A 19,641-nucleotide genomic window follows, 5' to 3' on the forward strand; every position below is an offset into this window, starting at 1 on the left:
GGCGCAGCGGCTCACTCGCCCTTCTTTTCCGCCAGCCGCGCGCGGCGGGTGCGGCGCCAGCGGGAGCGGCGCGGTGCTGTCCGCTTGGTGGGGTTCGGGAAGGTGATCTCGATCTTCAGGCCGTCCTCGCCGTACTGGCGTTCGATCGTGCCGCTCAGCTCGCCTATGATGTTGGCGTCGATCAGGCGGGTGCCGAAGCCCTTGCGTTCCGGCGGCGCGACGGGGCCGGCGCCGGTTTCCTCCCATATCAGCTTCAGCTTGCGCTCGGCGCCCGTGCCCTGAAAGCTCCACGAGACCTTCAGGCCCGCGCCGTCGCCCGACATGCCGCCATATTTGAGCGCGTTGGTGGCCAGTTCATGGAAGGTGAGGCTGAAGGCCTGGGTCGCCTTCTCGTCGATCTCCGCGCTCGGGCCGTAGACCTCGTAATGCGATTCACCATTGCCGAACACCTGCTCCAGTTCCTTGTTCAGCAGCTCCTTCAGGTCGGCGCGCTGCCAGCGCGAACGGGTCAGCACATCCTGCGCCGTCGACATGGCCTGCAGCCGGGCGGAATAGGATTCGACGAACTGCTCGAGGCTTTCGGAGTGGTGGGCGGTCTGGCGGGCGATCGCGAGCATGCGGGCGATCGAATTTTTGATCCGGTGCTTCATCTCCTGCAGCATCAGCTCGCGTTCCTGCAGGGATTTCTCGGTTACGCGCTGAACCTCGCGGGCCGCGGCCAGCGCCTTGATCTGCCATTGCGCGGCAAGAGCGAGGGCGACCGCCAGCAGCAGCGCCACGCAGCCGACGACAAAGGGCGTGATATCGAAGGCGGCCTTCTCGAATGCCGCGCTCGGCGTCATCTCCAGCACCCACGTCCTGCCGGCGATATCGACCTCACGGGACGAGGTGAGCGCGCTGCGCTCCAATGCGGCATCATAGGTCGCGGATTCGAACAACGGAATTTCGGGCGCATCCTTGTCGTAGGCGTGGATGGCCACGGGCAGCGCAGGCGAGGCGTTCATCACCGCGCGATAGAGATCGCCGGCGCGAAACGGCGCATAGATAAACCCGGAAAGCGGCAGATTGCCGTCCGCATTGTTCTCGCCGCGATCCATCTTGAACGGCAAATAGAGCAGAAAGCCGGCCTGCTTGTTCTCGGTGATTTCCTGCACCAGTTCCACGGGGCCGCTGGCGCGCGGCGTATCGCTGGCAAAGGCCTTGGCCATGGCGTCGCGACGTACCGGATCGCTGTACATGTCGTAGCCGATGGCGGCGCGGTTGCGCTCATTGTCCGGCTCCAGCAGCACCACGGCGGCACGGTAATCCTGGTCGGTTTCGGGCCATATCGGGTGGTTCTCACCATAGGCCCGACCGATCATGTCCTCGGCGCGGCCCTCGTTTCCGGCATAGACCATCCGGGCGAAGCCGATGCCCTGGATGCCGTCATAGCGTCCTTCGGTATCAAGGCCACCGACATAGGTGCGGAAGGCGGAGCGGTCGATATTGCCGTCGGTTGCCTCGAAGAACGCCTTGGTCGCCTCCAGGAGCGACATGTGCTGGTAGAAACGGTTGACGATCCGGTCGGTGGCGTCGCCGGCGACGACCTCGAACTTGGCGCGGCGCTCGACCTCGGACGCCCGGTAGATCGAAAACGACATGCCGATGCCGATAATGGCCACCACCAGAAACACCAGCGCGGGGAGGATGCGGCTGATGGTCGAAACAGTGCCGTTGTCTGCCTTGTCGAATCGCATGTTTTCTTCACAGCCCGACCGGCTTCCAGCCGGCCAATTTCACTCACACGCGCCAAGAAAGTGAAATGACTTCGGTTATTCGCGAATATGTGCCGAAAGAAGCACGTGACCGATGAAGCATTTGATTCATTTTGCTTGTGCGCACCGGCACTCAGTGCCTGCGTTCGTACATTCCTGTTTTTCGGAGGCTTGTCAATCTTCGACGATGGTATGGAACTGCCGGATCGGGTGGCGCGTTGATTGGGCATAGTGAAAGCTAAGCTGAAAGGAGCAGGCTTATGAATTGGGACCGTATTGAAGGCAACTGGAAGCAGTTTACCGGCGAAGTGCAGGCCCGTTGGGGCAAGCTGACCAATGACGACCTCGATGTCGTTGCCGGCAACCGCGAAAAGCTCGTGGGCAAGATCCAGGAGCGCTACGGCAAGGAGCGTGACGAGGCCGAACGCGATGTGGATAGCTGGATGAACAGTTCGCACTGATATCGCGATATGAAAGTTTAAAGGGCGGGAGCGCCAAGGCGCTCCCGCCCTTTTTTGTTTGCCAGAACACGACAACAAAAAACGGGCCGCCAACAGGCGGCCCGTTTTCGGGAGGGGAAACTCGGTTCTATCGGCTGCGCGCGAAGTTCACGATGACCGCGACGGCGAAGAACAGCAGAAACAGAAAGAACAGAATCTGCGCGATACCTGCTGAGGCGCCGGCAATGCCGCCGAAACCAAGTGCGGCAGCGACCAGGGCTATCACCAGGAAAACAACGGCATAGTAAAGCATGGACATTCTCCTTGTGTTTGTAGAGGGAAAACGCCCGAGGGCCACCGGAGTTCCGGTCCCAATGAAAAAGGGCGGCCGGAGCCGCCCTCATGCTTACGGAAGTTTTAAGGCTCAAGCAGCCTGTTCGTGATGTTCCTGGAAGAACAGCGCCTGGCTGATCAGCGCCTTGACCATGTCGGGGTTAAAGGGCTTGGTGACCAGGAAGGTCGGCTCTGGACGCTCGCCCGTCAGAAGCCTTTCCGGGAAGGCGGTGATGAAGATCACCGGCAACGATTCGGTGGCAAGGATATCGTTGACCGCGTCGATGCCCGAGCTGCCATCGGCAAGCTGGATATCGGCGAGCACCATGCGCGGACGCGAGGATTTGAACAGGTCGACGGCTTCGGCGTGGGTGCGTGCGATGCCGGTGACGCGGTGGCCCAGACTTTCCACCATCTGTTCGATATCCATGGCGATCAGCGGTTCGTCCTCGATGATCATGATATCGGTCGCCACCTGACGCGCGATTTCCGAAGAGGCCTCATCGATGAGGTTGGAAACGCTATCGCTCTCGACGTCCAGAATCTGGGCGGTTTCCTCATGGGAGAAGTTTTCGAGCGAGATCAGCAGAAAGGCCTGGCGGGGCTTGGCCGGCAGCGCCATGAGATTGGCCGCAGCCCGCTTTTCCCAGGAAAAGGGCGATTCGATTTCCTCGATTTCGATCGTTGTGGAACTGAAAAGCTGAGAGAAGAGTTTATAGAGCGAGACTTTATCGTCGCCGTCCTCCGGAAAGAGCGAAACGTCTTCGATCAGCGTTTCGAGTACGGCGGCAACATAGGCGTCGCCCGATGTCTGGGAGCCGGTAACGGCACGTGCGTAACGCCTGAGGTAGGGTAGATGGGCGGCGATACGTGTTGAAAGCGACATGTCTGGTAGTCTCCTGCCTCGATAGGTCGTTGCGGGTATCTCTTTTAGAGCATTCCTCAAGAAGCAAGAATGCGGGAGACGAAAAAAAGTTCCCGAAGAGCGGAACATTTTATTTTGGGCCGCGTTTTCGGCTTGAATGGAATCGTTGGAATGTAGCGAGGCGAAAACTGGTGAAGAACAATAGCGACCTTGAACAAGGTTCGAACATGCCCGGTACGGCCAAGAGTCCCGAAGAGGCGATCAGCAGACGCCTCAAGGCTCTCTACAATGCTGTCGAACAGGAGGAAATCCCGGATCGGTTTCTCGATCTTCTCGAGCGTCTGGACGCGGCCGAGGCCGCATCCGCGCCCAGAAAAAAGGGGTGATCGCCGTGGCAACAGTCGAAGATACGAGTTTCAAGCGGGATATGCTGAAGACGGTGCCAAGCCTGCGCGCCTTCGCCGTCTCGCTCTGCGGCCATCAGGATCTCGCCGACGATCTGGTTCAGGACACGATCATGAAGGCCTGGGCCAAGCAGGACAGCTTTGCCGCGGGCACCAATATCAAGGCCTGGCTGTTCACCATCCTGCGCAACGAGTTCTACAGCCAGATGCGCAAGAGCGGTCGTGAAATCCAGGATTCCGACAATGTCTTCACCGAGCGGCTTTCCACCCATCCCGCGCAATATGGCGCGATGGACCTTCGGGACTTCCGCGAAGCGCTGAACAAACTGCCGAGCGATCAGCGGGAGGCGATCATTCTGGTCGGCGCATCGGGCTTTTCCTATGAAGAGGCAGCCGAAATCTGCCATTGCGCGATCGGCACGATCAAGAGCCGCATTGCCCGCGCCCGCGGCAAGCTGCAGGAATTGCTGGACATTACCGGCGAAACCGAATTCGGCCCCGACGCCAATTCGGCAAGCGTGGTCAGCCGCGCCTTCGTGTCGCGTCCGGGCTGAGACGCGATGCGCGCAAAACCGATACTGCAAAGGGCCGGTCATTGACCGGCCCTTTCGATTTTCGTCAGCTTTGATGTAACGTCCTGAAGGGGTGCAGGCTTGAGAAGCAAGCCGCCCCGCCTTGCTCAGAGCGGCTCGCCGGCCAGAAGTTTCGGCAGGTCTCGAGCCGTCCGGCCGGAGGCTTCCTCGATGAAATAGCGCTTCAGCCGGGGCATGCGATCGACCACGCCGAGGCCGAAATCGCGGGCCATGCGCAACGGGCCGATATCGTTGGAAAACAGCCGGTTCAGCACATCAGTGGTCATGCCCATGCGCACCGTGTCGAACCGCCGCCAGCGCTGATAACGCTCCAGCGTGTCGAGCGCGCCGATGTCGAGGCCATTGCGATCCGCTTCCACGATGGTCTGGGCAAGAGCCGCGACATCCTTGAAGCCGAGATTGAGGCCCTGGCCCGAAATCGGGTGGATGCCGTGGGCCGCGTCGCCTGCCAGCGCCAGCCGCGGCGCGATGAACGAGCGCGACAGCGTGAGGCCCAGCGGAAAGGCGCGCCTGCCGCCGGCCAGCGTGAGTTTGCCGAGATGATGCCCGAAGCGGCGCTCCAGCTCGGCCTCGAACACCATGTCGTCGCTGTCGACAAGGCGTTGGGCATCTTCGGTGCGCTCTGTCCAGACCAGCGAGGAACGGTTACCGGTCAGCGGCAGGATGGCGAAGGGGCCCGCCGGCAGGAAATGCTCTTCCGCCCGGCCGTTATGCAGGCGCTCATGGGCGACGGTGGTGACGATGCCGGACTGGCCATAGTCGAATTTGACCGTCTTGATGCCGGCCATGTCGCGCAGCCGCGAGCGCACGCCGTCGCAGGCAACCACCAGCCGCGTCGCGATCTTCTCGCCGTCGGCAAGGGTGAGTTTCGCATGGCCGCCCTCGGCCGAAAAATCGGTCACGGCGGCGTCGTGGCGGATCGTGATGCCGAGCGTGTCGGCCGCCCGGCGCAGCGCCCTGACCATCGCGACATTCGGGATCATGTAGGCGAAGGGGTCGCTCGCCTCACCGCGTTCGCCGAAGGTGAGGAACACCGGCTTGACCGGCTCGCCGGTCTCCGAATCGGTGACGATCATCTCGTTGATCGGCTGGGCGTGGTCCTTGATCTCGTCCCACAGTTCCAGCGTTTTCAGCATGTTGATCGCGGCTGCGATAATGGCGGAGGCGCGCTCGTCCTTTTCCCACACATGGGCCGGCGCCGCCTCCATCAGCTCGATGTCGAGGTGGGGCGCTGCTTTCTTGACCGCGACCGCGACCGAGAGCCCGACATAGCCGCCGCCTACGATGACGATATCCTTCATATCCCGATCCTTCCTGCGTCTCGCCATATCTCGCTCCTTCTCAGCAAAGCTGTTATAGGCCATTGCGATACTCATGGGATATATAGGGACCGCGTTCAAATGTCACAGCCCGGCAATGACCACGGCGGCAAGGCGCTCGCCGCTCTTCTCGATCTCGAGCGGCTCGAGGAGAACCTTTATCGCGGCCAGAGCCCTGCCACCACCTGGCAGCGCGTCTTTGGCGGTCAGGTCGTTGCCCAGTCGCTGGTGGCGACCCAGAGAACGGCTCCCGAAGGGCATCTCGTTCACTCGCTCCACGGCTATTTCATGCGTCCCGGCGATACCGAGGTGCCGATCATCTTCCAGGTCGAGCGGTTGCGCGATGGGCGCAGCTTTTCCACCCGCAGCGTCCGCGCCATCCAGCACGGCCAGCCGATTTTCATCATGACCGCCTCGTTTCAGATCGAGGAGGATGGCTTTGAGCATCAGCATGCCATGCCCGATGTTCCGCCGCCTGAAGAGCTGGCGGGGAGCGACATCATGAATGATGCCGAGAACGCGCCGGCTCCGGTGCGCAATTACTGGATGCGAGAGCGGCCAATCGAGATCAGGCCCGTTGACCTCGACAATTTTCTCTGGCGCAAGAAACCCGGCGGCCAGCAGAATATCTGGATTCGGGCCAATGGTCCGTCGCCGCACGGGCGCGACTATCAGACCGCGTTTCTCGCCTACATGTCGGACATGACCCTGCTCGACGCGACGCTCTATGCGCACCAGAGTTCAGTCTTTTCCGACCGGGTGCAGGCGGCGAGCCTCGACCATGCGGTCTGGTTCCATCGGCCGTTCGAGACTGATGACTGGCTGCTTTATTCGCAGGAAAGTCCTTCGGCAAATGGCGGCCGGGGCTTTGCCCATGGCCGCATCTTCAGCCGCGACGGCACGCTGGTGGCCTCCGTCGCACAGGAAGGCCTGATCCGCATTCGCGATCACGCCTGGCCGTTCTACAAAAAGGCGTAGCCCGGCGCTATGACGCCGAAGAGGATGAAAATGCCCATATTGCGCGCATGCTGGGCCTTCTGATTGACGGCCTGAGAGGGCGTGTCTGATTCTCATTCCGGCATTTGCATAAAAAAAAGGCAATTGCCAAAAATAACGCACGGAATCGCCGCAACTTTGTGGCGGGCATTTCGTCGCACATATCTTCCCGAAAATATCCCATTAATATCAATTATTTGTGACGTCAGTTCCAAACTGGCACGGTCTTTGTATGTCTGCGATAGGCCGCTGACGAATTTCTATTCGAGGGCGGTAAGGAGAACCGGCTTTTCGAAGCTGCGGGTAACAAAGGATGGGAAACCAGATGAAAATTGTGATGGCCATCATAAAGCCGTTCAAGCTGGATGAGGTGCGTGAGGCCCTCACCGCCGTCGGCATTCAGGGCCTGACCGTGACCGAAGTGAAAGGTTACGGCCGGCAGAAGGGGCACACCGAGATCTATCGCGGTACCGAATATGCCGTCAGCTTTCTTCCCAAGCTGAAGATCGAAGTCGCGGTCGCCGCCGATGTGGTCGAAAAGGCTGTCGAGGCGATCGCCTCCTCCGCCAAGACCGGACAGATCGGCGACGGCAAGATCTTTGTCTATTCCATCGAACAGGCCGTGCGTATCCGCACCGGCGAAACCGATTCCGAAGCGCTGTAAATCAGCAGGGGGTAATCAGTCTATGTCTTCCAAACTCAAATATATTGCGGGTTTTGCTGCCCTTGCCGCAGCGACCGCCGCCTTTCCTGCCTTCGCTCAGGAAGAGGCCGCAGAGGCCGTGGTTGAAGTGGCCTCGGGCGCGCCCGCCGCTGATACGGTCGTGATCTTCAACACCTTGCTGTTCCTCATCGGCGGCTTCCTGGTCATGTGGATGGCCGCAGGCTTCGCCATGCTGGAAATGGGCCTGGTGCGCAAGAAGAACGCTTCGATGCAGGGCCTGAAGAACATCGCCCTCTATGCGGTCGGCGGCATCATGTTCTGGTTCACCGGCTACAACCTGATGTATACCGGCGTTGACGGCGGCTTCATGGGCTCGTTTGGCCCCTACGTCTTCCCGGGCCCCGGCATGGATGACGGCGCTGCCGGTTATTCGGTTGCCTCCGACTGGTTCTTCCAGATGGTGTTCTGCGCCACCACCGCCTCGATCGTGTCCGGTACGGTTGCCGAGCGCATCAAGTTCTGGCCGTTCATCATCTTCACCGTCATCCTGACCGGTATTCTCTACCCGATCACGGGTTCCTGGCAGTGGGGCGGCGGCTGGCTTTCCGAAATGGGCTTCTCCGACTTCGCCGGTTCGACGCTGGTTCACTCGGTTGGCGGCTGGGCCGCTCTGGCCGGTGCGCTTGTTCTCGGGGCGCGTACGGGCAAATATGCCGCTGACGGCTCCGTTCATCCGATGCCGGGCTCCAACATCCCGCTCGCCGTTCTCGGCACCTTCATCCTGTGGCTCGGCTGGTTCGGCTTCAACGGCGCCTCGCAGCTTGCCATCGGCTCGATCGCGGATGCCGGCGATGTCTCCAAGATCTTCGTCAACACCAACCTGGCCGCTGCGGCCGGCGCGGTTGTCACGATGATCCTGCTGCAGATCGTCTACAAGAAGGTCGACGTCACCATGGTCCTGAACGGCGCGCTCGCCGGTCTGGTCTCGATCACGGCCGAACCGCTGACGCCGTCCGTTCCGGCGGCCCTGTTCATCGGCGGTATCGGTGGCGTGATCGTCATCGTCGTCGTGCCGCTGCTCGACAAGCTGAAGATCGACGACGTCGTCGGCGCGATCCCGGTCCACCTTGTTGCCGGTATCTGGGGTACCTTCATCGTACCGCTGACCAATGACGGCACGTCCTTCGGCACCCAGATTGTCGGTATCGTCGCCATCGGCGCCTTCACCTTCATCGTGTCGTTCGTCATCTGGTTCATCCTCAAGGCCATCATGGGCATCCGTGTCTCGCCGGAGGAAGAAGAGATGGGTCTCGACAAGTCCGAGGTCGGCGTCGAAGCCTACCCGGAATTCATGTAAGCCCGACCGGGGCCGCCATGCGGCGACCCCGGACGATTTCAGCATGCATCGCAGAACCCGCCGGTCAGACCGGCGGGTTCATTATTTCGTGGCGAGGCGAAAGCCGCAGATATCCACGAAGCGTCCCGAAACATGAAGTTCGAAAAAGGCCTGCTTCAAGGGCGCGCCTCGGGCGCCCCGAGCCAAGACCGAATCCGCTGTTTCCTGCCGCGTTGCGGGTAGCCTCTATGCGAGGCTTGAAAGCTTGCCGTGAAAAGAACGAACACTTCGGAAACGAGCCTGCCCTACTCTGTATTGACCGCACGCATACGTGCAATTTAATGTATTGTTATCGCTGAAGGTGTTGTTGTTCCACGCGGGCTCAACCCCGGTCGGATGATGTTTCGACCGGATAATCGGCCCGAGCGGGAACTTTCCCGGCTGCGGTTTCGTTCAGCACGAATGTGCATGCCGCGATCGATGATCAAATCTTGTTGTTGTCATGAATGGGTGATTGTTTTTGTGGCTTGTGCCGGATAGGTGAAATACCAAAAAAAGTCCAGGGGAAGGCAGGCGTTAGCTCTGCCGAGTTGGAAACACCGCAAGATTTGGGCTGAATGTGAAAAATCTCAGACTCTTCAAATGTTCCTGTCATCACCCTCTGCGGTTTGGAACGAAAAACTGTTCGTATTGCTTCAGGCCCACGCCGTTTTACAACCGCATACCGTTTTGGGTGGCGCTGATGCTCGTCATCGCGGTGGTGTCACTGCAGTTTTTCGGGCTCGGCTTTGACGAAACGCTGAGCGCAGCCGAATCTGATGCTCCGGCTACCCAGAACATGGCTGGAGGCCTCTGACTCCGCATTTGCCGGCGCGCAAGGCGCCTGCTTACGGCTCCAGCTCGCTGTCCCAGTAGAGATAGTCCAGCCAGCTTTCATGCAGGTAGTTCGGAGGGAACTGCCGGCCGTTATTGTGCAGGTCCTGCACCGTCGGCTGGAAGGGTTTCTGGAAGGGGATCATGCCGGCCTGTTTGGGCAGCCGAGAGCCCTTTTTCAGATTGCATGGCGAGCAGGCGGCGACCACGTTTTCCCAAGTGGTCTCGCCCCCGCGACAGCGCGGGATCACATGGTCGAAGGTCAGTTCCTCGCGGCTGCCGCAATATTGGCACTGGAAGCGGTCGCGCAGGAAAACGTTGAAGCGGGTGAAGGCCGGGTGGCGCGAGGGCTTGATATAGGTCTTCAGGCAGACGACGCTCGGCAGCCGCATCGAGAAGCTGGGCGAGGACACGGCCTGATCATACTCGGCGATGATGTTGACACGGTCGAGGAACACGGCCTTGATCGCGTCCTGCCAGGACCAGAGCGACAAGGGGTAATAACTCAGCGGCCTGTAGTCGGCGTTCAGAACGAGCGCCGGCAAGGCCTGAGGCGAGACTGCAATCGTCAAGTTGCTCTCCTGATCGATTCGGCATCTGTCTCCTGTATATTAGGCTCGTTGTTACAGTATTGTGAAGCCTGATTAATCGCCTCGTCTGTTTCGACTGCCAAATACCACAAAAGCCTTATCCCACCGGGAGGACGTCCCTTTTGGTGATCTGCGCGTAGTGCGCCCAGAGAATCCGGGCCGCCACCGAACGATAGGGCCGCCAGTCCCGCGCAAGCGTCCTGAGCGTTACGGCGTCGGGCCGTTCATTGAGCCCGAACGCGTCCGCGGCGGCAATGCGCAAGGCAAGATCGCCCGCCGGAAAGATGTCGACATGACCGGCACAGAACATCAGATAGACTTCCGCCGTCCAGACGCCGATGCCGCGATAGGCCGTCAGAAGCGCCAGCGCCTCGTCCGCGGGCAGGGCGTCAAGTGCTGCCAGATCGAGCGTGCCGTCGGCAATCGCCCGTGCGACGCCGTCGAGCGTTGCCTGCTTGGCGCGGGTCAGGCCGATGCCGGCATGGGCCTCGGGCGAAAGCGCCAGATAGGTCTCGGCCGTCAGCGGATCGCAGGCGGCGCGAAGCCGCGCGAAAATCGCGGCGGCCGCCTGTTTGGAGATCATCTGGCCGGCCACCACCTCCGAAAGCCCGGCAAAGCCCGAAGGCAGCAGGCGAAGCGGAATTTCGGGGCAGGTTGCGGCAAGGTCGGCAAGCAGGGGCGCATCCGCGCAAAGGCCCGCGAGCGCCGTTTGCAGGTCGTCGCGATTGCGCAGCCGTTCCATCCGCCTTGCCCCTTTGTCTCAAAACCGGATAGTTCATCGCATGAAACCAGTTACGGATCGACCCGTTTTCCGCTTCGCGCCGAGCTTGAACGGCTACCTGCATCTCGGCCACGCCTTGTCCGCCTTCGAAAACCAGCGGCGTGCAAAGGCTGTGGGCGGCAGGCTGCTGCTCAGGATCGAGGATATCGACCAGACCCGGGCGACGCCGGAGCTTGAGGCGGCGCTGATCGAGGACCTCGACTGGCTCGGCATCGCCTTCGAGCCCCCGCTCTTCCGCCAGTCCGAGCATTTCCCTGATTATCAGGCGGTGCTCGACCGGCTGATTGTCGCGGGACTGGCCTATCCGGCCTTCATGACCCGCGGCGAGGTGCGCCGGCTGGTCGAGGCCTTTGAGGCGGAGGGGAGCGCTTGGCCGCGCGACCCGGACGGTGCGCCGCTCTATCCGGCCGCTGACCGATTGCGCAGTGAGGAAGAGCGTCAGATGCTGCTTGCCTCAGGCAAACGTCATGCCTGGCGGCTCGACATGGAAGCGGCCATCGCCCGTATCGGCAAGCCGCTCTGCTGGCGCGAGGAACGGGACGGCGGGATCGTCGATATATCGGCCGACCCCGCGGCCTGGGGCGATGTGGTGCTGTCGCGTTCGGATGCGCCGTCGAGCTATCATCTTTCGGTGGTCACCGACGATGCGGCGCAGGGCATCACCCATGTGGTGCGCGGCCTCGATCTTTATCACGCTACCGCGATTCACCGCCTGCTGCAGGAGCTTCTGGGGCTTCCCGCGCCGGTCTACCATCACCACCGGCTGATTCTGGGACCCGACGGGCGCAAGCTATCCAAATCGAACGGCGATACCGCGCTCAGGCAGTTGCGCGCGGAAGGGCGGTCAGTGGTTGATATCCGTGTCCTTTGCGGGATCTGAATGCTTGGCCCTGCGCGAGCGGTGGCGGCTCCAGGGCGCATGCTTGATCACCTTGTATTTCAGGAGCGCCGCATTCACCTCCGCGCCCAGAAGCAGGATCACGCCGATCGAATAGAGAAACACCAGCAGGATCATCGGCGTCGCGAGCCCGGCATAGGTGGCGCTGTATTGCGCGAAGGTGCCGAGATAATAGGCGAAGCCGGAGGCGAAGATCGCCCAGAAGACCAGCGTCAGAATGATGCCGGGAAGCACGTCGACCAGCCGGCGGCGGCCGGCCGCCAGAAACAGGTGCGCGATCACCAGCCCGAACATCAGCAACAGGAACGTGCCCACGAGGCGGGCATTGGCAAGTGTCGTCAACCCGTTTTCCAGCCATGGAAACCAGCGCTCGGCAAAGTGCAGCGCGATCGGCACGACAACGAACATGATGCTCAGGAAGGCGAAGATGATCGAGGCGAGCAGCACGAAGCCCAGGCTCTTGATCCTGAGCCACCACCACGTCCGGGTCTCTTCCACGCGGTAGGCGCGGTTGAGCGAAAGCCTGACGGCCTCCACGCCATTGGAGGCGAAATAGGCGGCGGCCAGCACCGAGACGGTCAGCAGTCCGCCGCGCGGCACGGTCAGCACCTGGCGGATCTGGTTGGAAACCGGTTCGGCGATCTCCTTCGGCCATGCGCCGACGATCGTGTTGATCGCGATGTCGGCAAACTGGTCGGCGCCGAGAAAACCCGCAAGCGTCGTGCCGAAAATCAGGAAGGGAAAAAGCGCAAGCAATGTGGAAAGCGCCACATGGCTCGCCATCGCCCAGCCGTCGTCCTCGCTGAAGTGGTAGAGCGCGTCATAGGCCACCTTGAAGGTCGTGCGGATCGGCTTTCTCATTCTTGCTCCAAAAGGCGTTTCGCGGTCGGCTCGCGATCCTTATATAGGAAAGACAAAGCATTCGTGTACCGGAGTATCTCATTGGCCGAGCAATCCACGATTATCATCACCGGCTGTTCCAGCGGCATTGGGGCCTATTGCGCCCGGGCGCTGGCGAGCGATGGCTGGCGGGTGTTCGCCACGGCGCGCAAGCCGGAGGATATCGCCGCCCTTGAAGCCGAGGGCCTCGAGGCGCTCTATCTCGATTACACGGATCAGGCCTCGATCACCGCCCTTGTGGAGGCGGTGGCGGAGCGCACCGGCGGGCGCATCGATGCGCTGTTCAACAATGGCGCCTATGGCCAGCCGGGGGCGGTGGAGGATGTCTCCACCGACGTGCTGCGCGCCCAGTTCGAGGCCAATTTCTTCGGCTGGCACGAGCTGACGCGGCAGGTCCTGCCGTTCATGCGCGCTCAAGGCCATGGCCGCATCGTGCAATGCTCCTCGATCCTCGGCCTGTTGCCCTACCGCTATCGCGGGCCGTATTCGGCCTCGAAATATGCGCTGGAGGCGATGTCGCTGACGCTGCGCATGGAACTGGAGGGCACCGGCATTTTCGTGAGCCTGATCGAGCCGGGACCGATCGCATCGCGGTTCACCGCCAATGCGCTGAAACATATCCATGACAATATCGATCTCGAAGGTTCCCATCACGCCGCTGAGTACAAGAAACAGCTTGCTCGCCTTGATGGTTCGGGACCGCCCAACAAAAGCCGGCTGGAACCGGATGCCGTCCATGCCGTTCTGCTTAAAGCGCTGACGGCCAAAAGGCCGCGCCCGCATTATCCGGTCACCACGCCGGCAAAGCAGGGCATGATCCTGAAGCGCATCATGCCCTCCGACTGGTTCTACCGGCTGATGGGACGGCTAAGCTGAGGCAGGACGATATGGGAAGGATTACCGTAGAACAGGGCGATATCACGGCTTACGACGTCGATGCGATCGTCAACGCGGCCAATGCCTCGCTGCTCGGCGGCGGCGGGGTCGATGGCGCGATCCACCGCGCGGCGGGACCGGGGCTTCTGAACGAATGCCGCACGCTCGGCGGCTGCGCAACGGGCGAAGCCAGGATCACCGGCGGCTACGATCTGAGGGCCCGCTACGTGATTCACACCGTCGGCCCGGTCTGGCGCGGCGGCGGTGACGGCGAGGCTGAAAAGCTGCGGCTCTGCTACCGGAATTCGCTGGAACTCGCGGCGGCGCATGCATGCCGGACGGTCGCCTTTCCGGCGATTTCCACCGGCGTCTACGGTTTTCCGGCCGAGAGCGCCGCGCGCATCGCGGTTGCGAGCGTCGTCAGCGGGCTTCAACGCCTGCCGTCCATCGAGACGGTCTTTCTGGTTGCCTTCAGCGCGGATGCCGCGCGCCTGCTCAGCGATGCGTTGCAGGCGCACTGAGCCGGCCCTTGCAAGCGCGGCTGTTTTGTCGTCTGATGGCGCCGGTTTCCGAAGCATTCCGCTGTCAAAGACAAAGAGATGGAGTGGGTCAGCGCTTTTGATGTGACCACGCTCCGGGAGAGAAAATGTCCACGGTATTCGTTTTCGCCACTGTCATCGTGATGCTGCTGGTGGTGTTCTTCCTGGCCCGCGGGCTCATCAACATGATGCTCGGCGGCAGTCCCCAGCATTCCAACAAGATGATGCAGGCCCGCGTCGCGTTCCAGGCGCTTGCCATCATCCTGATCATGATCACGCTGTGGTTGATGCAATCCGGTCATTGATTTCGCCCGACAGGTCAAAATTACGTTGCATGGCCTTGCCTTTTGCAACCGGTTTCGCTCAATAGCGACGGATTGAAAGAACTGCGACACAATCATGGTCAAACTGAACAAGATTTACACCCGCACCGGCGATGACGGCACCACCGGGCTCGCGGCCGGGCCGCGCCGCAAAAAAGCCGATATCCGGATGGCGGCGATCGGCGATGTCGACGAGACCAATGCCGCGATCGGTCTCGCGCGGCTGCAGGAGGCCGGCGATTATGACGCGGCGCTCGCCCGCATCCAGAACGATCTGTTCGATCTCGGCGCCGATCTGGCAACGCCGGAGACTGGCGAGGCGCTCGGCTATGAGCCGCTCAGGATCGTCGATGCCCAGGTGGCCTGGCTTGAGGCCGAGATCGACCGTCTGAACGATGCGCTGTCGCCGCTGAACTCGTTCATTCTGCCGGGCGGCAGCGCGCTTGCGGCGCATCTGCACATGGCGCGCACGGTCTGCCGGCGCGCGGAGCGGGCGATGACGCGGCTCGCGGAAACGGAAGCCGTCTCGAAGCCGGCACTGCAATATATCAATCGCCTCTCCGACCTGCTGTTCGTCGCTGCCCGCCATGCCAATGGCCAGGGTGAGCGCGATGTGCTGTGGGTGCCCGGAAAAAACCGCTGATTGCGCGGCTGAGGTCAAATTGCAGCGAAGTTTTTTGCGAAAGACGGGAAAACAAACTATCCATGTCGCCGATTGGCAAGCGACTATACCACAAAGTCAGCATGGTCCCTTGCATGAAGCCGGCGGCGGTGCCGGAGAGAAGATTTAGCGCGTTCGGCCGGTAACGGCCGTGAGTTTGGAGGTTGAACATGAAAATTCTGGTCCCGGTCAAACGGGTGGTCGATTACAACGTCAAGATCCGCGTCAAGCCGGATGGCACCGGCGTCGAGCTCGCCAACGTCAAGATGTCGATGAACCCGTTCGATGAAATCGCGGTGGAAGAGGCGCTCAGGCTGAAGGAAGCCGGCAAGGCCAGCGAAGTGATCGCCGTCTCTATCGGCCCGGCCAAGGCCGAAGAGACGCTGCGCACCGCGCTTGCCATGGGCGCCGACCGTGCCATCCTGATCGCCACCGACGAGACCGTCGAGCCGCTCGCGGTCGCCAAGCTGCTGACGAAGGTCGCCGAGGAAGAAGCGCCGCAATTGGTCATTCTCGGCAAGCAGGCGATCGATGACGACAGCAACCAGACCGGCCAGATGCTGGCCGCACTGCTCGGCTGGAGCCAGGCCACCTTTGCCTCCAAGCTGGAACTTGGCGACGGCGAGGCGAAGGTCACCCGCGAAATCGATGGCGGGTTGCAGACGATCTCGGTCAAGCTGCCGGCGATCGTGACCACCGATCTGCGCCTCAACGAGCCGCGCTATGCCTCGCTGCCGAACATCATGAAGGCCAAGAAGAAGCCGCTCGACAAGAAGACGCCCGCCGATTACGGCGTCGATTGCGCCCGCCGGCTGGAAGTGCTGAAGACCGAGGAGCCGCCGATGCGCAAGGCCGGGATCAAGGTCGCGAGCGCCGCCGAGCTGGTGGACAAGCTGAAAAACGAAGCCGGCGTATTGTAAGGGGAGCCCGGAACATGACCATACTTCTTCTCGCCGAACATGACGGCAGCTCCGTTTCCGACCAGACTGCGAAGGCCGCGACCGCCGCTGCCGCGATCGGCGGCGATATCCATGTGCTGGTGGCGGGCAAGGGCTGCGCCGCCGCTGCCGAAGATGCGGCGAAGATCGCCGGCGTCTCCAAGGTCCTCATCGTTGAAAGCGATGCGCTGGCCGAGGCTCTCGCCGAGCCGCTGGCGGCCACGATCCTCGATCTTGCTTCCGGCTATGACGTGATCATGGCGGCGGCGACCGCGATCGGCAAGAATGTGATGCCGCGCGTGGCGGCGCTTCTCGACGTGATGCAGGTTTCCGAGATCATCGAGGTCATCGCCCCCGACACGTTCAAGCGCCCGACCTATGCCGGCAACGCCATCGAGACGGTGAAGTCGCATGATGCCAAGAAGGTGATCACGGTGCGCACGGCAAGCTTCTCTGCCGCCGAGATGACGGGTTCAGCGCCGGTGGAGACGGTCTCCGCCGCCGCCGATCCGGGGCTTTCGAGCTTCGTTGAAAACGCGATCGCGGCATCGGAGCGGCCGGAACTGACCTCGGCGAAAGTCATCATTTCCGGCGGGCGCGCGCTTGGCTCCTCGGAAAAATTCCAGGAGGTCATCCTGCCGGTGGCGGACAAGCTGGGCGCGGCCGTCGGCGCATCGCGCGCCGCCGTCGACGCCGGCTATGCGCCGAACGACTGGCAGGTCGGCCAGACCGGCAAGGTGGTCGCCCCCGATCTCTACATCGCCTGCGGCATTTCCGGCGCGATCCAGCATCTGGCCGGCATGAAGGATTCGAAGGTGATCGTCGCGATCAACAAGGACGAGGAAGCCCCGATCTTCCAGGTTGCCGATTACGGCATCGTCGGCGATCTGTTCACGGTGCTGCCGGAGCTTGAAAAGGCGCTCTGAGGCGCGATCTTGCGATTGATCCCCGGCCTCGCGGCCGGGGATTTCGACGGGGCCGCCCGTTGTCAAAACGCGGAGGAAATCATGCCCCAGACCAGCCTGACCATCGAGACAAACGGCCAGGGCCTCTACGAGTTCACCGAGGAGGCCGCGCGGTTCGTGCGCAACGAGGCGATGAACGAGGCACTGCTGACGGTGTTCGTGCGCCACACCTCGTGCTCGCTGCTGATCCAGGAAAACGCCGACCCCGACGTCAAACGCGACTTGAAAGCCTATTTCTCGCGGATCGCGCCGCCGGCCAATGACCCCTCAATGGATTATCTCGTTCACAGGCTGGAAGGCCCGGACGATATGCCGGCACACATCAAATCGGCGCTGACCCAGGTTTCGGTCTCGATCCCGGTTTTCGACGGGCGGCTGGCGCTTGGCACGTGGCAGGGCATCTACCTGTTCGAACACCGCGACCGCCCGCACCGCCGCGAACTGGTGCTGCACCTTTCGCCCTGACGGTAAAGAGCCGTTCCCGCGCTTTTTGCGTCATCCTCGGGCGGCTACATTGCGGTTCCGGTTACCATTGCAGACCAATAACGGGGGTCCCTTTCTGCCCCGGCGAGTGACAAAGTGACGACGGTGCCCGACCGGACACGGTGACGCAAAATATCGTCGCGTTGGGCGCTCGTTTTAAGCAATCCGCGATCGGCGAGGGCTTTCACGCGGGTGCGCGACAGTCCGAGTTCGTTCGCCAGCAACCGGTCGAGGCGCAGGCTCGCGGGGAGAGACGCCACCATTTCGATTGCGACGGTCGAGAAATCGCCGGCATTGATGATCACGGCCTTTTCGACATGAACCTCCGGAAATTCATCAATGCGCTGGGCCTTTCGTCCTAGCGCGCTGATATTGAAGGCCTCAGATCTGACCCAGTCGGGATCGTTGCTTTTCAACGCCTCCAGAATGGCGGCGTTGATGTCGCGAACGCTCTGGCGTTCGAAGATTGGCCGGTTCCATGTTCTGTCGCATGTCAGGCATTTGTAGATAAGCCAGGCGTCAAGCTTTCGGCCATTGGCATTGAGGCGGATTTTTCCGCTGGGCTGAAAGGGTTTGACGTCCCGGCATCCGCTGCAGGTAATCCAGGGCTGGGGCGCTTTCAGCGGCGTGATGGTCCATCGGACCCGTAATTCCTTGCACATAAGTTCTTGGTCTTCCGTTCGGAAGTCCACCAAGAGGTGCATGAGAAAACCCGTGCGGGCGCGGCATGGCAAACTGTATGGGTGACTGAAGAGCTGGCGCAGCTATGCTGCGCATGGCGCATTTCAACAATGCCAAACCGGTCTCTTGCAGCCACCTGACGGACATGAAGATACAGCCGGCAGCGTCATGCTGCTCAGCCGCACAGGTGAAACTGGATCGAGACCAGTATTACTTAGGCAAAGTCTACCCCAACGCGTCATTGCTCTTCGGTAATCTGCATAGCAGACGGACTATTTCAGCACGAGCACGGGTTTTGCGTCCGCACTGAAACAATGGGCGATGATGTTTTTGCGCAACACGGTGCTCAGCCGCCGACAAGCTCCCCACCATTGGGGTGCAGGACCTGGCCGCTGATATAGGAAGAATCCTCGCAGGCGAGGAACAGCAGGCTGGGCGCCACCTCATTGGGTTGGCCCGGGCGCCCGAGCGGCGTGTCCTTGCCGAAGGTCTCGACCTTTTCCTCCGGGAAGGAGGCCGGGATCAGCGGGGTCCAGATCGGGCCGGGGGCCACGCCGTTGACGCGGATGTTTTCCGAAGCGAGATTGCCCGAAAGCGCCCTGATCAGCGACAGCAGCGCGCCCTTGGTCGAGGAATAGTCGATGAGCAGCGGCTGGCCGCGATAGGCGGTGACCGATGTCACCAGAATGATCGAGGCGCCGGATTTCAGATGTGGTCGCGCGGCTTTCAAAAGATGGAAGGCGCCGAAGATATTGGTCTTGAAGGTGCGGGTGAGCTGCTCTTCGGAAATATCGGCGATGTCATCCTGGGCGTGCTGCTCGGCGGCATTGTTGACGACGACGTCGAGCTTGCCGAACCGTTCAATCGTCTTTCCGACAAGCGCCTCCGAGGTTTTGGGGTCGCCGATATCGCCGGCGAAGATGAAGGCCTCGCCGCCTTCCTCCTCCACGTGTTTCAGGGTGATTTCGGCGTCCTCGGATTCATCCTTGTAATGGATGGCGAGCTTCGCGCCCTCGCGGGCAAACAGGATGGCGGTCGCCCGCCCGATGCCGGAATCCCCGCCGGTGATGATAACGACCTTGTCCTTCAGCCGGTCGGAGCCCGCAAAGCGCGGCATATAGTCGGGCTGCGGGTGCATTTCCTCTTCCGAACCGGGTTGGCGGTCCTGAACCTGTCCTACGGGTGCTTTCGTGCCGGCCATGAGCCTGTCCTTCCGTTTGCAAATCTCGCGCGGCCTCCGCGCCTGTCTTTCTACTAAAGCGATAAGGCCGGCCTGTTGTTCCAGCCGGGCCGCACATGCGGGGTGGTTACATGTCGCCGAGCGCGCGGCGGCAAATCGGGCAGCACCCGGCCTCTATCCCAGGCGTGCCGTTTTTCAGCATTTTCTGCCGGAATGTGTTAGCCTTAACGCATGAGCCTCATGGGGGAG

23 protein-coding genes are annotated in these 19,641 nt (G+C 61.5%); 14 read left to right on the plus strand and 9 right to left on the minus strand.

Translation table 11 applies throughout. The features are described from left to right. Positions 1–11: 11 nt before the first annotated feature. Positions 12–1,736 carry a CHASE domain-containing protein gene (locus Mame_RS05015; protein WP_018064843.1) on the minus strand — a complete coding sequence of 575 codons (1,725 nt, stop codon included), beginning with the start codon at positions 1,734–1,736 and terminating at the stop codon, positions 12–14. A 278-nt stretch (positions 1,737–2,014) separates the two neighbouring features. Here Mame_RS05015 and Mame_RS05020 point away from each other — a divergent pair, with 278 nt between their 5' ends. Further along, positions 2,015–2,215, plus strand: a complete 201-nt coding sequence (locus Mame_RS05020) for a CsbD family protein (protein WP_018064842.1) — start codon at positions 2,015–2,017, stop codon at positions 2,213–2,215. Positions 2,216–2,342: 127 nt separating this feature from the next. Here Mame_RS05020 and Mame_RS05025 read toward each other — a convergent pair whose 3' ends face one another. Both Mame_RS05025 and Mame_RS05030 read right to left on the minus strand, forming a co-directional pair. After that, entirely contained in the window at positions 2,343–2,507 is a 165-nt protein-coding gene (locus Mame_RS05025) for a DUF1328 domain-containing protein (protein ID WP_018064841.1), read from the minus strand. A gap of 111 nt (positions 2,508–2,618) precedes the next feature. Continuing rightward, a complete protein-coding gene (locus Mame_RS05030) occupies positions 2,619–3,413 on the minus strand; it encodes a response regulator (RefSeq protein WP_018064840.1) in 795 nt (264 codons plus the stop codon). Between the two features lie 170 nt (positions 3,414–3,583). Here Mame_RS05030 and Mame_RS05035 point away from each other — a divergent pair, with 170 nt between their 5' ends. Next, a complete protein-coding gene (locus Mame_RS05035; RefSeq protein WP_079920695.1) occupies positions 3,584–3,778 on the plus strand; it encodes a NepR family anti-sigma factor in 195 nt (64 codons plus the stop codon). Positions 3,779–3,819: 41 nt separating this feature from the next. After that, positions 3,820–4,350, plus strand: a complete 531-nt coding sequence (locus tag Mame_RS05040) for a sigma-70 family RNA polymerase sigma factor (protein WP_033410173.1) — start codon at positions 3,820–3,822, stop codon at positions 4,348–4,350. 125 nt (positions 4,351–4,475) lie between these two features. On the opposite strand, the gene Mame_RS05045 is transcribed toward Mame_RS05040, so the two are convergent. After that, the gene (locus Mame_RS05045; RefSeq protein WP_018064837.1) at positions 4,476–5,690 is read right to left on the minus strand and encodes a ubiquinone biosynthesis hydroxylase; all 1,215 of its coding nucleotides are present in this window, start codon (positions 5,688–5,690) and stop codon (positions 4,476–4,478) included. 99 nt (positions 5,691–5,789) lie between these two features. Here Mame_RS05045 and tesB point away from each other — a divergent pair, with 99 nt between their 5' ends. The 3 genes from tesB to amt all read left to right on the plus strand — a co-directional run bounded on the left by tesB (position 5,790) and on the right by amt (position 8,725). Continuing rightward, on the plus strand, positions 5,790–6,686 hold the full coding sequence (gene tesB / locus Mame_RS05050; protein ID WP_018064836.1) for an acyl-CoA thioesterase II: 897 nt from the start codon (positions 5,790–5,792) through the stop codon (positions 6,684–6,686). A 331-nt stretch (positions 6,687–7,017) separates the two neighbouring features. Beyond that, complete coding sequence (locus Mame_RS27110; RefSeq protein WP_018064835.1) at positions 7,018–7,368, plus strand: P-II family nitrogen regulator; 351 nt, start codon at positions 7,018–7,020, stop codon at positions 7,366–7,368. A 22-nt stretch (positions 7,369–7,390) separates the two neighbouring features. After that, complete coding sequence (gene amt / locus Mame_RS05060) at positions 7,391–8,725, plus strand: ammonium transporter (protein WP_018064834.1); 1,335 nt, start codon at positions 7,391–7,393, stop codon at positions 8,723–8,725. A gap of 866 nt (positions 8,726–9,591) precedes the next feature. Here amt and Mame_RS05065 read toward each other — a convergent pair. Together Mame_RS05065 and Mame_RS05070 are read right to left on the minus strand one after the other, a co-directional pair. Beyond that, positions 9,592–10,149, minus strand: a complete 558-nt coding sequence (locus Mame_RS05065) for an HNH endonuclease (protein ID WP_018064833.1) — start codon at positions 10,147–10,149, stop codon at positions 9,592–9,594. A 115-nt stretch (positions 10,150–10,264) separates the two neighbouring features. Then, positions 10,265–10,909: a DNA-3-methyladenine glycosylase family protein gene (locus tag Mame_RS05070; RefSeq protein ID WP_018064832.1), complete on the minus strand. Its 645-nt coding sequence runs from the start codon at positions 10,907–10,909 to the stop codon at positions 10,265–10,267. 40 nt (positions 10,910–10,949) lie between these two features. Between Mame_RS05070 and gluQRS the strand changes: the two genes are divergently transcribed. Further along, positions 10,950–11,828, plus strand: coding sequence for a tRNA glutamyl-Q(34) synthetase GluQRS (gene gluQRS / locus Mame_RS05075; protein ID WP_018064831.1), 879 nt, complete (start codon positions 10,950–10,952; stop codon positions 11,826–11,828). Here the strand turns inward: gluQRS and Mame_RS05080 are convergent. Beyond that, a complete protein-coding gene (locus Mame_RS05080; protein ID WP_018064830.1) occupies positions 11,793–12,707 on the minus strand; it encodes a YihY/virulence factor BrkB family protein in 915 nt (304 codons plus the stop codon). The two genes, gluQRS and Mame_RS05080, sit on opposite strands and share 36 nt — an antisense overlap. 81 nt (positions 12,708–12,788) lie before the next feature. Here Mame_RS05080 and Mame_RS05085 point away from each other — a divergent pair, with 81 nt between their 5' ends. The 7 genes from Mame_RS05085 (at position 12,789) to Mame_RS05115 (ending at position 17,513) form a co-directional block, all read left to right on the plus strand. Beyond that, positions 12,789–13,622 (plus strand): SDR family oxidoreductase, encoded by an 834-nt coding sequence (locus tag Mame_RS05085; protein ID WP_018064829.1) that lies wholly within the window; start codon positions 12,789–12,791, stop codon positions 13,620–13,622. Positions 13,623–13,633: 11 nt separating this feature from the next. Beyond that, complete coding sequence (locus tag Mame_RS05090; protein ID WP_018064828.1) at positions 13,634–14,143, plus strand: O-acetyl-ADP-ribose deacetylase; 510 nt, start codon at positions 13,634–13,636, stop codon at positions 14,141–14,143. Between the two features lie 125 nt (positions 14,144–14,268). Next, positions 14,269–14,466: a twin transmembrane helix small protein gene (locus Mame_RS05095; RefSeq protein WP_018064827.1), complete on the plus strand. Its 198-nt coding sequence runs from the start codon at positions 14,269–14,271 to the stop codon at positions 14,464–14,466. Positions 14,467–14,560: 94 nt separating this feature from the next. Further along, the gene (locus tag Mame_RS05100) at positions 14,561–15,127 is read left to right on the plus strand and encodes a cob(I)yrinic acid a,c-diamide adenosyltransferase (protein WP_018064826.1); all 567 of its coding nucleotides are present in this window, start codon (positions 14,561–14,563) and stop codon (positions 15,125–15,127) included. A 188-nt stretch (positions 15,128–15,315) separates the two neighbouring features. Continuing rightward, a complete protein-coding gene (locus Mame_RS05105) occupies positions 15,316–16,065 on the plus strand; it encodes an electron transfer flavoprotein subunit beta/FixA family protein (RefSeq protein ID WP_018064825.1) in 750 nt (249 codons plus the stop codon). 14 nt (positions 16,066–16,079) lie between these two features. Further along, the gene (locus Mame_RS05110) at positions 16,080–17,009 is read left to right on the plus strand and encodes an electron transfer flavoprotein subunit alpha/FixB family protein (RefSeq protein WP_018064824.1); all 930 of its coding nucleotides are present in this window, start codon (positions 16,080–16,082) and stop codon (positions 17,007–17,009) included. An 81-nt stretch (positions 17,010–17,090) separates the two neighbouring features. Then, positions 17,091–17,513 carry a secondary thiamine-phosphate synthase enzyme YjbQ gene (locus Mame_RS05115; protein ID WP_026173481.1) on the plus strand — a complete coding sequence of 141 codons (423 nt, stop codon included), beginning with the start codon at positions 17,091–17,093 and terminating at the stop codon, positions 17,511–17,513. 44 nt (positions 17,514–17,557) lie between these two features. Here Mame_RS05115 and Mame_RS05120 read toward each other — a convergent pair whose 3' ends face one another. Both Mame_RS05120 and Mame_RS05125 read right to left on the minus strand, forming a co-directional pair. After that, positions 17,558–18,235, minus strand: a complete 678-nt coding sequence (locus Mame_RS05120) for a DUF1062 domain-containing protein (RefSeq protein ID WP_235726814.1) — start codon at positions 18,233–18,235, stop codon at positions 17,558–17,560. 323 nt (positions 18,236–18,558) lie between these two features. Continuing rightward, positions 18,559–19,413, minus strand: coding sequence for an SDR family oxidoreductase (locus tag Mame_RS05125; protein WP_026173480.1), 855 nt, complete (start codon positions 19,411–19,413; stop codon positions 18,559–18,561). Positions 19,414–19,641 lie beyond the last annotated feature (228 nt).

Source organism: Martelella mediterranea DSM 17316, assembly GCF_002043005.1.
GTDB classification, from domain to species: Bacteria; Pseudomonadota; Alphaproteobacteria; order Rhizobiales; family Rhizobiaceae; genus Martelella; species Martelella mediterranea.